Origin of the sequence: Gordonia sp. 852002-50395_SCH5434458 (genome assembly GCF_001665905.1) — a bacterium.
In the GTDB taxonomy this organism is placed as follows: Bacteria; Actinomycetota; Actinomycetes; order Mycobacteriales; family Mycobacteriaceae; genus Gordonia; species Gordonia jacobaea.
The window spans coordinates 33,143-46,475 of record NZ_LZTC01000013.1 but is presented as its reverse complement, the minus strand read 5'-3'; the positions used below and the strand labels follow the sequence as shown (position 1 = coordinate 46,475).

Sequence of the window (13,333 nt, the reverse complement as noted above, 5' to 3'; positions counted from 1 at the left end):
ATCCCCCGCCCGCGCCGAGGAGGCACTGATGATCGTCACCCTGCCCGACACGACGACCAACGAGGTCGCCAAGAAGATCGTCATGGTCCGCGAGTCCGGAGGCGCCATCAGCCTCGGACGCGTGCTGACCCTGGTGGTCGTCGCCGAACACGGCGAACCGACCGAGGCGGCCATTGAAGCGGCCATCGGTGCCAGTAGCGAACACCCGAGCCGGGTGATCGTGATCTCGTGCGATCCGCGCGGCGAACAGTCACGACTCGACGCGGAGATCCGTGTCGGTGGTGATGCGGGTGCGTCGGAGGTCGTGCTCCTGACGCTTCACGGTGAGCTGGCGAATCATCCACGCAGCGTCGTGACGCCGTTCCTGCTGCCCGATACCCCCATCGTGACGTGGTGGCCCGGTGCCGCGCCCGAGGATCCCGCCAAGGACACGATGGGCAAGATCGGGCGTCGGCGGATTCTCGACGCGACGAAGTCGGCGAACCCGGAGACGGTCCTCGAACGCAGGTTGGCCACGTACGCTCCCGGCGACACCGACCTCGCGTGGACGCAGATCACCGGGTGGCGAGCCCTGCTCGCGTCGGCTGTCGAGCGGCCTCCGCACACCCCCATCACTGCTGCGGAGGTGACCGGACCCGCGACCTCCCCGAGCGTCGATCTGCTTGCGGGATGGCTTCTTTCGACGCTCGGCGTTCCGACACGGCGGTACATCGGCAGCTTCGAGGTACGTCTTCACCGTGACGAGGGCACCACGGTCATGTCGATCGACCAGAACGGCAACGCCGTACTGAGTGCCCCGGGCAAACCCGACGGCCGTGTGGCGATGATGCACCGCGACCTGCCGATCTGCCTGGCAGAGGAATTACGCCGACTCGACACCGATGACATGTACGAACTCGCCCTGCGCGGCGCGGTGGAGCTACAGGCACAGGGAGCGCCGGTATGACGACGGAAACCCTCGTGTTCGACGACCGCGACATGCTGACCACCACGGCGGCAGCACGATTCGTCGACATAGTGTCACGTGCGCAGAAGGAGCGTGGCGTCGCGTCGGTGGTGCTGACCGGAGGAAGCAACGGGATCGGCATTCTGCGCGCTCTGGCACCGGGAGGCGAGGTCGACACGAGCCCGCTGGACTGGTCGCGGATCGACTTCTACTGGGGTGACGAACGTTTCGTTCCGAACGACGACCCCGAACGCAACGTCGGACAGGCCACCGAGGCCCTTCTCGCGCATGTGCCGGTCGACCCGGCCCGAGTGCATCCGGTGGCGGCGTCGGACGGACCGTTCGGCGACGACATCGAGGCTGCCGCACAGGATTACGCGGCCGTCCTCGCGGCCAACGCGGATAACGGCATCTCCCCAGCGTTCGATCTGCACCTACTCGGGATGGGCGGCGAAGGTCACATCAACTCGCTCTTCCCCCACACCGACGCGACCGCAGAGAACGTGCGGACAGTTGTTCCGGTCGAGAACTCGCCGAAGCCACCGCCGCGTCGGATCACGTTGACCTTCCCCGCGCTGAATCGGTCGTCGGCGGTGTGGTTCCTGGTGTCCGGCGCCGACAAGGCCGACGCTGTGGCCGCCGCACATTCGGGGGCGTCGCGCGACGACTGGCCGTGTGCGGGTGCGCACGGAACGTCGGAGACCGTGTGGTTCCTCGACGACGCCGCCGCCGGAAAACTCTCGGTATAGTTCCCCGGTCGGCGGCGGCTGCCGTCGGCCGCGCTAGCCGCTGTTACGCAGCGCCGTCGCCAGACCGTTCATCGTGAGCTGGATGCCACGTCGGACCCGCGGGCTGTCGTCGCCTGCACGGAACCGCCGCAGCAGTTCCACCTGCAGCAGATTCAACGGCTCGAGATACGGGAATCGGTTGTACACCGAACGCTTCAGTGCGGCGTTGTCGGCGAGAAGATCATCGGTGCCGGTGATCTTCGCGTACATCGCGAGGGTGCGCTCGTGCTCGTCGACGATCATCCCGAATACCTTGTCGCGCAACGCTTCATCCGGAACGAGCTGGGCGTACCGGTGCGCGAGACCCATGTCCGACTTGGCGAGCACCTGCGCCATGTTCGACATCACCGTGCGGAAGAACGGCCACTTCTCGTAGTACCGATGGAGGGTCTCGAGTCGCTGCGGGTCGTCGCCGACCCACTGCTCGAAGGCCGTGCCGGTGCCGTACCACCCCGGCAGCATCACACGGGACTGCGTCCACGACAGCACCCACGGAATGGCGCGCAGGTCCGAGATCTTCTCGGTCTGCTTGCGCGACGCGGGCCTGCTGCCGATGTTGAGTGCGCCGATTTCCGACAGCGGTGTCGACGTGGTGAAGTACTCGACGAACCCGGACGTCTCGTGCACGAGCTTCGAGTACGCGGCACGGGCAAGGGCCGCTACCTCGTCCATATTCTGGTACGCCTGTTCCGATTCATCACCGAGACCCTCGACGTCGAGCAACGACGACTCGATGGTTGCCGCGAGTAGCGTTTCCAGATTGCGTTCGGCGACAACGGGTTCCGCGTACTTGGCCGCGATGATCTCGCCCTGCTCGGTGATACGCAGCGAACCCTGCACCGCCCCCGGCGGTTGGGCCAGGATCGCGTCGTAGCTCGGGCCGCCACCGCGACCGACCGTGCCACCGCGACCGTGGAACAGACGCAGGCGGATACCCGCCTTCTTGGCCGCCTCGACGAGGTCGAGCTCACCGCGATAGAGCGCCCAGTTGGCGGCCATGTACCCGCCGTCCTTGTTCGAATCCGAGTATCCGAGCATGACCTCCTGCATCCCGGCCTGCGAATCGACGAGATCGCGGTAGAACGGCAAATCGAGCGCAGCGAGCAGCGTTTCGGCGCCCTGCTGGAGATCTTCGATCGTCTCGAACAGCGGGACGATCCGCACCGTCGAGACCAGCTTGCCGTCGTCGTCGATGTCGATGAGGCCTGCTTCTTTGAGGAGGATCATCGGCTCCAACATGTCGCTGACCGACGTACACATGGAGATGACGTAGTTCGGTACGGACTGCGGGCCGAATGCCGCGACGGCGGCGGCAGCAGCGCGAACGATGTCGAGTTCCTTGCGTGCGAGCTCCGAGAGGTCCGAATCGGGCCTGGTGAGCGGACGGCGGGCCTGCAGCTCCGCCGACAGCACCGCAACGCGATCCTCCTCGGACAACGACAAGTAGTCGGGTGTGGCGCCCGCCCACGCCAGCAGCTCGGCGATGACCTCTTCGTGCATGTCGGAGTTCTGCCGCATGTCCAGACCCGACAGATTGAATCCGAACGTCCGGACGCCCTCACGCAGGCGCAGCAGCCGATCGTCGGCGATGGCCTCATCACGATTCTCGCGGAGCGCTTCGTCGACGACGTCGAGATCGGCGAGGAGTTCGGCCGAATCGGCATACGGCGGCTTGCCGTCGATGAGGTCGAGATCCTCCTTCTGCAGCACGTCCGGGCCGAACAACGCTTCAGCCGTCGCGACGAGTCGCGCACGAATGTGCTTGAGTGCCAACCGGAATGGCTCGTCGGTCGCCGGGTCGTCTGCGTCGACACCCGCGAGTTGGACGAGCCGCCCGCTGGTTTCGATCAACCGCGCCGACATGCTCAGCTCCTGACGGAGCAGCCGAAGTTCGGACAGGTGGTGTCCGATCGCGGTGCGCGCCGCGAGGGACGTCGCCAACGCGACCACATCGCCGGTCACATACGGGTTGCCGTCACGGTCGCCGCCGATCCACGAACCCATCCGCAGGATCGGCTCGTCGGACAGGCCGGCGTCGGGGTACGCCGCCTGCAGTGTCGACCGCACCGACGTGTTGATCTTCGGTACGACGTCGAAGAACGAGGCGTCGTAGTAGCGGAGGCCGGACCGGATCTCGTCCTGGATGGTGAGACGTTCGAGACGGATGAGTGCCGTCTGCCACAGTGTCAGGATCTGGCGCTCGATCGCCTCGATGACCTCGGCGTCCTCGTCGGAGGTGAGGTTGGTGCGTCCGCGAAAGCGCATGAGCTCGGTGATGCGGTTCTGCGCGTCGAAGACCGTGCGGCGTCGGGTCTCGGTCGGATGGGCGGTGATCACCGGGACGACCGTCGCGTCGGCGAGCGCCGCTCCCACCTGGGCGTCGGACAGGTCGGCGGCCGCGAGCTTCGCGTAGGTGGCCGCGAGGCTGCTCTCCTGTGGCGGATCGCCCGCACGCACGTGAATGGCACGCCGACGCTCACGGTGGATGTCCTCGGCGAGATTCGCCAGAAGCGCGAAGTTACCGAATGCACGGATGACCGGCATCGCGGTGTCGATGTCGAGATCGATGAACATGTCGGCGAGATCATCTCGGTCGATCTCGGCGCGTCGAATTTTGAAAGCCGCGACGCGCGCAGCTTCGACCAGTTCGAAAACCTCGGCGCCCGCGTGCTCTCTGATCGCGTCGCCGAGAAGACCGCCAAGCAACCGGATGTCTTCACGCAGCGGTTCGGTGAGGGCACGCCCCTCGTCGTCAACGGAGATCAGATCATCGATGGACGTCGATGGACGCCAGGCCGGGGCACCGTGGGACGGATCGGTTGAGGTCATGTCCTCAAGTATTCAGGTATTCAGCGAACGGGGCATCTCGACGCAACCCGAGAAGGACAGAGCGGACACAGCACAAGGGCCGCGCACTGTGCGCGGCCCCCGTGCTGAAAGTGTCAGAAGTACGTGATCTTGGTCAGGAGTACTTGATGTCGAGTTCGACGCCGATGATGAGGATGAACCACACCAGGCCGACGAAGACCGTCAACCGGTCGAGATTGCGCTCGACAACGCTCGAACCCGACAGACTCGACTGCACGCCGCCGCCGAACAGCGAGGACAGGCCACCGCCCTTGCCGCGATGCAGCAGCACGAGGACGACCAGCAGAACACTGGTCACGATCAGACCGATTTCGAGCGCGAGCTTCATCCGGTGAGCATTCCTGTTTCGTCGTGTACGGCAGAGGGCAGGTTGGCCTCGTTGCACACATGAGCGCGCATGACGAAACCAACCTGCCACAGTCTACGCGTCGGGAGCTATGACCCCGCGAGCGACCCACGGCGTGTGGGCACCACCCCTCAGGGCAGTGGACCACCTGCCGCGATGGCCGAGAGCGTTGCGAAATCGTCGGCCTTCAGCGATGCACCGCCGACAAGTGCGCCGTCGACGTCGGGCTGTGCCCCGAGGTCGCCGACATTCTTGGCGTTGACGGAGCCGCCGTAGAGCACACGGACCGTCGCCGCGGTGGCCTCGTCGGCCAGTTCCGCAAGCGCACCGCGAACCGCGCCACACACCTCTTGGGCGTCCTGCGCACTGGCAACACGGCCGGTGCCGATCGCCCAGACCGGTTCGTAGGCGACGACGACCTTGCCGATCTCCTCGGCCGAGAGACCTGCCAACGACGCCTTGAGCTGTTCGACGTTGTGCGAGACCTGGTTTCCGGCCTCACGGACGTCGAGGTGCTCGCCGATACACACGATGGGGGTCAGTCCGTGACGCAGCGCCGCCTTGGTCTTGGCCAGCACCACCTCGTCGGTCTCACCGTGCATGGTCCGACGCTCGGAGTGCCCGACGATGACGAAGGTGCAGCCGAGCTTCGCGAGGAAGGCTCCGCTGATCTCGCCGGTGTAGGCGCCCGAGTCGTGCTCGGACAGATCCTGCGCCCCGTAGGTGAGCAGCAGCTTGTCGCCGTCGACGACGGTCTGCACACTGCGGATGTCGGTGAACGGCGGGATCACCGTCACGTCGACCTTCTCGAAGTACTTCGCCGGCAGTGCGAACGCGATCTTCTGCACCAGGGCGATGGCCTCGAGATGGTTGAGATTCATCTTCCAGTTGCCCGCGATGAGCGGTTTACGAGCAGCCATCAGTCCTCCAGCACCTTCAGACCCGGAAGCTCCTTGCCTTCGAGGAACTCCAACGACGCGCCGCCACCCGTCGAGATGTGCGAGAAGCCCTCTTCCGGCAGCCCGAGCGTGCGCACGGCAGCAGCCGAGTCGCCACCGCCGACGACGCTGAACGCGCCGTTGTTGGTCGCGGTGATGATCGCCTCGGCCACACCCTTGGTGCCCGCGGCGAACTTCGGGAACTCGAACACGCCCATCGGGCCGTTCCAGAAGATGGTCTTGGCCCCGGTCAGCACCGCGGCGAAGCGGTTGACCGACTCAGGCCCGATGTCGAGGCCCATCCACTCGTCGGGGATGTCCTCGACCGAGACGGTGTCGGACTCGGCATCGGCGGCGAACTTGTCGCCGACGACGACGTCGACCGGAAGGTGGATGACGTCGGCGAACCGGTCGAGCAGGTCTTTGCAGACGTCGATCTGATCTTCCTGCAGCAGCGACTTACCGACCGAATGTCCTTGCGCGGCAAGGAAAGTGAACGCCATACCGCCGCCGATGACCAGGGTGTCGACCTTGGGGGCCAGCGATTCGATCACGCCGAGCTTGTCCGACACCTTCGAGCCACCGAGCACGACGGCATAGGGCCGCGCCGGATCGGTCGTCAGCGTCGTCAACACGTCGACCTCACGCTCGACGAGCTGACCCGCGTAGTGCGGCAGCAGCTTGGCGACGTCGTACACCGACGCCTGCTTGCGGTGGACCACACCGAAACCATCGGAGACGAACGCGCCGTCGTCGCCCACGAGCTCGGCGAGCTGGGCGGCCATCGACTCGCGCTCGGCATTGACCTTCGACGTCTCGCGGGCATCGAATCGAACATTCTCGAGCAGCAGCACGTCGCCGTCGGTCAATCCCTCGGCGCGCGCGAGCGCATCGGGTCCGACGACGTCGGCGGCGAGCTGGACGTTGCGTCCGAGTTCTTCACCGAGGCGCTCTGCGACCGGCGCCAACGAGTACTTCGGGTCCGGTTCGCCCTTGGGACGACCGAGGTGGGCGGCGATGACAACCTTGGCGCCCGCGTCGATCAGTGCGTTGAGCGTCGGCAGCGACGCGATGATGCGGCCCGGATCGGTGATCTTCGTTCCGTCGAGCGGAACGTTGAAATCCGACCGGACCAGCACCGCGCGCCCTGAAACGCCTTCGGCCAGAAGGTCTTTCAGAGTCTTCACACTCATTACAGCGACTTACCCACCAGATCGGAGAGGTCGACGAGGCGGTTGGAGTAGCCCCACTCGTTGTCGTACCAGGAGCTGACCTTGGCGAGGTTGCCCTCGATGACCTTGGTCAGGCCCGCGTCGAAGATCGACGAGTGCGGGTCGCCCACGATGTCCGAGGAGACGATCGGTGCGTCGTAGTAACGCAGGATGCCCTTGAGCGGTCCGTCGGCGGCAGCCTTCATCGCGGCGTTGATCTCGTCGACCGACACGCCCTTCTCGAGTTCGACGGTGAGGTCGGTGATCGAGCCGGTCGGGATCGGCACACGCAGCGCGAAGCCGTCGAGCTTGCCCTTCAACTCGGGGAGCACGAGTCCGATGGCCTTGGCGGCACCGGTCGAGGTCGGCACGATGTTGATCGCCGCCGCGCGTGCGCGACGCAGGTCCTTGTGCGGACCGTCCTGCAGGTTCTGGTCTGCGGTGTAGGCGTGGACCGTGGTCATCAGGCCCTTGATGATGCCGAACTCGTCGTTGATCACCTTCGCGAACGGGCCGAGGCAGTTGGTGGTGCACGACGCGTTGGAGATGATGTTCTGGCTGCCGTCGTACTTGTCGTCGTTGACGCCCATGACGATGGTGATGTCCTCACCGGTCGCGGGTGCCGAGATGACGACCTTCTTCGCGCCGGCTTCGAGGTGTCCCTTCGCCTTCTCCGCGTTGGTGAAGATGCCCGTCGATTCGACGACGACGTCGACGCCGAGATCGCCCCACGGAAGCGCTGCCGGACCCTCGCGGACCTCGAGCGCCTTGATCTTCTGGTTGCCGACGACGATGGTGTCCTCACCCTCGAGCGACACGTCCTCGTCGAGGATGCCGCCGACGGAGTCGAACTTCAGCAGGTGTGCAAGGGACTTGTTGTCGGCCAGGTCGTTGACCGCGACGATCTCGATGTCGGTCTGGCCCAGCTTCTTTTGTGCCTCAACGGCACGGAAGAAATTGCGGCCGATTCGGCCGAATCCGTTGACGCCTACCCGAACAGTCACTGTGTGCTCCTTAAGCGGTTTCATCGGTCTCGGGCCTCACGGCCCGGGTCATGGGGCGGAGCCAAAGCGCCTCCGCGAACCCAGTCACCGTCCAGCCTAGTGGTCTCGAACACCTCCGGCACCCATTAGGGTCGCTAGCGTCAGGCGTCGTCGAGAAGATCCGACGTGACCGCCGACTCGGTATCGGGAATCCCCTCGGTGCGAGCCTTCTTGTCGGCCATCGACAACAGGCGTCGGATCCGTCCCGCAACGGCGTCTTTGGTCATCGGCGGATCGGCGAGTTGACCGAGCTCCTCCAGCGACGCCTGCCTGTGCGTGACACGCAGTTGCCCTGCCGCGATGAGGTGATCGGGGACTTCGTCGCCGAGGATCTCCAATGCCCGTTCGACACGAGCGGCCGCGGCGACGGCGGCACGCGCGGACCGTCGCAGGTTGGCGTCGTCGAAGTTCGCGAGGCGGTTCGCGGTCGCGCGCACCTCGCGTCGCATCCGTCGTTCCTCCCACACCAATCGCGTGTCATGTGCGCCCATGCGGGTGAGCAGCGCACCGATGGCCTCGCCGTCGCGGATCACCACGCGGTCGGCACCGCGCACCTCGCGAGCCTTGGCCGACACACCGAGCCGACGCGCGGCGCCGACGAGCGCGAGGGCCGCTTCCGGCCCGGGACAACTGACCTCGAGGGCCGACGAACGACCGGGTTCGGTGAGTGATCCGTGCGCGAGAAATGCTCCGCGCCAAGCGGCTTCGGCGTCGGCGACGCTGCCACCGACCACCTGCGCGGGCAGTCCGCGGACCGGGCGGCCACGCAGGTCGAGAAGGCCGGTCTGACGCGCGAGTCCCTCGCCGTCCTTGGTGACCCGCACGATGTAGCGAGCGCTCTTGCGGATGCCCCCGCTACGGAGCACGTGGACTTCTGAGGCATAGCCGTAGAGGTCGTGGATGTCGCGCCTAAGGCGGCGCGCAACATTGCCCATGTCGACTTCGGCCTCGACCACCACGCGACCCGCGACGATGTGCAGGCCCCCTGCGAACCTCAACAGCGCAGACACCTCGGCCTTGCGGCAACTCACCTGTGTCACCGTGAGCCGGCTCAACTCGTCCTTCACGGCCGCGGTCATTGCCACCGGTCCCTTGCCTCCTGTCACCTGGTTCCCACACCCCTCGCTCGGGCGATGCTTCAAGACACCCGAGACTTCAAGACACCCGAGTCTCGCAACGTCCGCGCCTCAGATAATGGACCCAGCCTAGTCGGTGCCTTGACCTTCGCACAGTTGCTTCACCAGCGACGCAACCTTGACGGGGTCGTGCACATGCTGACCGGGGACGGCCAGATCCCCGACGCGCAGTTGTGCGCCGAAATTCTTCGCCGCCCGCACCAGGTGATCACGCTCGGCACCCGACGGTACAGATGCCGAGTCGACGACGACGTCGTCGATCGACAACGTGTCGTCGTGCGCGTGCAGGACATGGAGGTGACGCTCGACCGAGAAGCCCGGCGTCTCCCCTGGTTCGGGCGCCAGATTGACGAACAGCATCTTGCGGGCTGCGCTCTGCCGCAACGCCTTTCGCTGCGCGGGCACGAGCACGTGTGGGATGACGCTCGAGAACCACGAGCCGGGTCCCAGTACGACGAGGTCGGCAGCGGCGATGGCGTCGAGAGCATCGTCACAGGCAGGCGGGTCGGGCGGCAGCAGACGCACGCGACGCACCTTGCCCGGCGTCGTCGCGACCGCGACCTGTCCCCGGATGACCCGACTGATCCGTGGATCGGATTCGAGACCGGACACATCCGCTTCGATCTCCAACGGCCCGGTCGACATCGGAAGCACCCGGCCGTCGACGTCGAAAAGTCTGCCCAATTCATCGAGGGCCGCGACCGGGTCGCCGAGAACCTCGGACAGGCCCGCGAGGAGCAGGTTGCCGACGGGATGCCCTGCGAGTGCGCCGTATCCACCAAAACGATGCTGCAGCGTGCGTGCCCACAGTTCGTGACGCGAGCGTTCCATCGCGCCCGGTTCGGGGTTGTCGCCTCGATCGTCGAGCGCGGCGGGTGCGCTCATCAGCGCGACCATCGCCATCCGCAGATCGCCGGGAGGGATGATGTCGAGTTCGCTTCGGAGCCTGCCGGACGAACCACCGTCGTCGGCAACCGTCACCACCGCCGTGACGTTCGGGCTGAGGTACCTCATCGCCGTCAACGTCGCGTACAGGCCGTGGCCTCCACCGAGCGCGACGATGCGGTCCGGGCTGCTCATTCGCGCCCCAGATCGCGGTGCATCACACGCACGTCGTATCGCGTCGAACCGGCGTCGTCTCCCGCAGCTTTCAACCGCGACGCGAGTTCCTCGGCGATCGCGACACTGCGATGCTTGCCGCCGGTGCAGCCGACGCTGATCGTCATGTAGCGCTTACCCTCGCGCAGGTAGCCCTTTCCGACGACACCGACAAGGTCGGTGTAGAGATCGAGGAAATGCCCCGCTTCGTCGTGCCCGAGCACGTAGTCGCGAACCGGTGCGTCGCGTCCGTTCTTCTCGCGCAGTTCCGACACCCAGTAGGGGTTGGGCAGGAATCGGACGTCGGCCACCATGTCGGAGTCGATGGGCAACCCGTACTTGAACCCGAACGACTGCACCGCGACGGACAGTCGTGGCTCGCCGTCGTGCGGATAAACCTCTTCGACGAGCTCACGCAGCTTCGACACCGTCAACGACGACGTCTCGACGACAAGGTCGGCGGAGTTCTTGATCGGGGCGAGGATGACACGCTCGCGAGCGATACCTTCGACGAGAGTTTCCTTGCCCTGCAACGGATGTCGACGACGAACCTGCTCGAATCTGCGAACCAGGACGGAATCGGTCGCATCGAGGAACAACACCTTGGTGGCGATCCCCGCGAGTTCGAGTTCGGTGCGCAGGGACTCCAACTGCGCACCGATCGACGGATCGGAAGCCCGCAGCACCACCGCCAGCCGGGTGACCGGCGGGTCGGACTCGCGCACGGTCTCGACCAGCGTCGAGAGCAACGGGGCGGGGACGTTGTCGGCGACGTACCAACCGTCGTCCTCCAGGATGTTGGCGACGGTCGATCGGCCCGCACCCGACATGCCTGCCACAAACAGCACGACGAGTTGATCGTCGTCGGCGATCTCAGCCACTCTCTGCTCCCGTCTGGGTTGGAACACTTGGGACACCGTTCTGATCTGACACACCGTTCTGATCTGAAACACCACTCTGGGCCGGAGCGCCCGCGTTGACGGGTTCCAGCGCGTCGTGGACAGCGCGCGCCGTCGCCTCACCGATGCCGGGAACCTGTGCGATCTCGTCGATCGACGCCTCGCGCAGTCGGGCAACCGAACCGAAGTGGGTGACCAGGGCGGTGCGGCGTGCGCGCCCGAGACCGGCGACGCCGTCGAGTACCGATTCGGTCATTCGTTTGCTGCGCTTGCTGCGGTGGAAGGTGATCGCGAACCGGTGAGCTTCGTCGCGTACGCGTTGCAGCAGGAACAGCGCCTCGCTGTTGCGCGGCAGGATGACCGGGTCGTCGTCGCCGGGCACCCACACCTCTTCGAGACGCTTGGCGAGGCCGATGACGGAGACGTCGTTGACGCCGAGTTCGTCGAGAACGGCTGCCGCCGCGTGGACCTGAGGCGCGCCGCCGTCGACGACGTACAAGTTGGGCGGATACGCGAACTTCTTCGGCGGCGGTGGCGCGGAATCGACCGCACGCGCGGAGATCTCGCCGGATGTCACCTGCACCGCGGCCGCCGCGGCGGCGTCCTGGTCGGCGCGGTGCCGCAGAAACCGCCTGCGGGTCACCTCCGCGATGGATGCCACGTCGTCGGAGTGTCCGTCGCCTGCCGCCTGCCGAATCGAGTAGTGCCGGTAGTCGGACTTGCGGGGCAGTCCGTCCTCGAACACGACGAGCGATGCGACGACATCGGTTCCCTGGACGTGCGAGATGTCGACGCATTCGATGCGCAAGGGTGCCTGGTCGAGTCCGAGCGCTTCCTGTAGTTCGGTCAGCGCGGCCGACCTGGTGGTGAGATCGCCTGCGCGCCTGAGCTTGTGCTGGGCGAGCGCCTCGCCCGCATTGCGCTCGACGGTCTCGAAGAGTGCGCGCTTGTCGCCACGCTGCGGCACGCGCAGACTGACCTTCGACCCGCGCAACCCCGACAGCCACGCGGTGAGTTGCTCCTCGTCTGGTGGCAGCTCCGGGACCAGTACTTCTCGCGGGATCGCCTCGCTGCCGTCGAGATCGTCCTGCCGACCGTAGAACTGTGTGAGGAACTGCGCGACCTGCTCGGCGGGTGACTCGTCGTCGGGTTTCTCGACGACCCACCCTCGCTGCCCGCGCACACGACCGTCGCGGACGTGAAAGATCTGCACGGAGACCTCGAGGTCGTCGCCGACCATCGCGACGACGTCGGCGTCGGTGCCGTCACCGAGCACAACGGCTTGTTTCTCCATCGCGCGTCGCATCGCACCGACGTCGTCGCGCAGCCGTGCCGCACGTTCGAAGTCGAGTTGCTCTGCCGCCGTGTTCATCTCGCGTTCGAGGCGTCGAATCATCTGGTCGGTACGTCCGGCGAGGAAGTCGCAGAAGTCGTTGACGATTGCACGGTGCTCGTCGGCACTCACACGACCGATGCACGGTGCAGCGCACTTGTCGATGTAGCCGAGCAGACACGGACGATCGATCTGGCGGTGGCGTTTGAACACGCCTGCCGAGCAGGTTCTGGCCGGGAAGACGCGGGTGAGGAGGTCGACGGTCTCGCGGATCGCCCAGGCGTGGGAGTAGGGACCGAAGTACCGGACGCCCTTCTTACGTGGACCCCGGTAGACGAACAGCCGCGGATACTCCTCGTTCATGGTGACCGCGAGCATCGGGTAGGTCTTGTCGTCGCGATAGCGGACATTGAACCGAGGATCGAATTCCTTGATCCAGTTGTACTCGAGCTGAAGCGCCTCGACCTCGGTGCCGACGACCGTCCATTCGACCGACGCCGCGGTGGTGACCATCCGGCGCGTACGTGGATGCAGCGACGCGACGTCGACGAAGTACGACGTCAGACGCGAGCGGAGGTTCTTGGCCTTGCCGACGTAGATGACGCGGCCATGTGCATCGCGGAAACGGTAGACCCCGGGGTCGGTCGGAATCGTCCCCGGTGCGGGACGGTAGGTAGTCGGGTCTGCCACGGATTCCAGGCTAGTACGCGGCACCGACCAGAGCGGT

11 protein-coding genes are annotated in these 13,333 nt (G+C 65.9%); 2 read left to right on the top strand and 9 right to left on the bottom strand.

The window, feature by feature from the left end; translation table 11 throughout:
• Nucleotides 1–28 precede the first annotated feature (28 nt).
• Both A5785_RS02465 and pgl read left to right on the top strand, forming a co-directional pair.
• Nucleotides 29–946 (top strand): glucose-6-phosphate dehydrogenase assembly protein OpcA, encoded by a 918-nt coding sequence (locus A5785_RS02465; RefSeq protein ID WP_005202747.1) that lies wholly within the window; start codon nucleotides 29–31, stop codon nucleotides 944–946.
• Nucleotides 943–1,695, top strand: coding sequence for a 6-phosphogluconolactonase (pgl, locus tag A5785_RS02460; RefSeq protein WP_005202746.1), 753 nt, complete (start codon nucleotides 943–945; stop codon nucleotides 1,693–1,695). Before A5785_RS02465 ends, pgl begins: the two co-directional genes overlap by 4 nt.
• A 33-nt stretch (nucleotides 1,696–1,728) precedes the next feature.
• Here the strand turns inward: pgl and ppc are convergent, their stop codons facing one another.
• The 9 genes from ppc to uvrC form a co-directional block, all read right to left on the bottom strand.
• On the bottom strand, nucleotides 1,729–4,563 hold the full coding sequence (gene ppc / locus A5785_RS02455; RefSeq protein WP_064864409.1) for a phosphoenolpyruvate carboxylase: 2,835 nt from the start codon (nucleotides 4,561–4,563) through the stop codon (nucleotides 1,729–1,731).
• Between the two features lie 133 nt (nucleotides 4,564–4,696).
• A complete protein-coding gene (secG, locus tag A5785_RS02450) occupies nucleotides 4,697–4,930 on the bottom strand; it encodes a preprotein translocase subunit SecG (protein WP_005202741.1) in 234 nt (77 codons plus the stop codon).
• 149 nt (nucleotides 4,931–5,079) lie between these two features.
• The gene (tpiA, locus tag A5785_RS02445) at nucleotides 5,080–5,868 is read right to left on the bottom strand and encodes a triose-phosphate isomerase (protein ID WP_064864407.1); all 789 of its coding nucleotides are present in this window, start codon (nucleotides 5,866–5,868) and stop codon (nucleotides 5,080–5,082) included.
• Complete coding sequence (locus tag A5785_RS02440; protein WP_005202736.1) at nucleotides 5,868–7,079, bottom strand: phosphoglycerate kinase; 1,212 nt, start codon at nucleotides 7,077–7,079, stop codon at nucleotides 5,868–5,870. The genes tpiA and A5785_RS02440 overlap by 1 nt, the downstream gene beginning before the upstream one ends.
• On the bottom strand, nucleotides 7,079–8,101 hold the full coding sequence (gene gap / locus A5785_RS02435; RefSeq protein WP_005202735.1) for a type I glyceraldehyde-3-phosphate dehydrogenase: 1,023 nt from the start codon (nucleotides 8,099–8,101) through the stop codon (nucleotides 7,079–7,081). Before gap ends, A5785_RS02440 begins: the two co-directional genes overlap by 1 nt.
• 140 nt (nucleotides 8,102–8,241) lie before the next feature.
• Nucleotides 8,242–9,219 carry a DNA-binding protein WhiA gene (gene whiA / locus A5785_RS02430; RefSeq protein ID WP_039854557.1) on the bottom strand — a complete coding sequence of 326 codons (978 nt, stop codon included), beginning with the start codon at nucleotides 9,217–9,219 and terminating at the stop codon, nucleotides 8,242–8,244.
• A 126-nt stretch (nucleotides 9,220–9,345) separates the two neighbouring features.
• On the bottom strand, nucleotides 9,346–10,356 hold the full coding sequence (locus tag A5785_RS02425; RefSeq protein WP_064864405.1) for a gluconeogenesis factor YvcK family protein: 1,011 nt from the start codon (nucleotides 10,354–10,356) through the stop codon (nucleotides 9,346–9,348).
• Nucleotides 10,353–11,255: an RNase adapter RapZ gene (gene rapZ / locus A5785_RS02420; RefSeq protein WP_064864403.1), complete on the bottom strand. Its 903-nt coding sequence runs from the start codon at nucleotides 11,253–11,255 to the stop codon at nucleotides 10,353–10,355. Before rapZ ends, A5785_RS02425 begins: the two co-directional genes overlap by 4 nt.
• Nucleotides 11,248–13,296 (bottom strand): excinuclease ABC subunit UvrC, encoded by a 2,049-nt coding sequence (uvrC, locus tag A5785_RS02415; protein ID WP_064864401.1) that lies wholly within the window; start codon nucleotides 13,294–13,296, stop codon nucleotides 11,248–11,250. The genes rapZ and uvrC overlap by 8 nt, the downstream gene beginning before the upstream one ends.
• Nucleotides 13,297–13,333 lie beyond the last annotated feature (37 nt).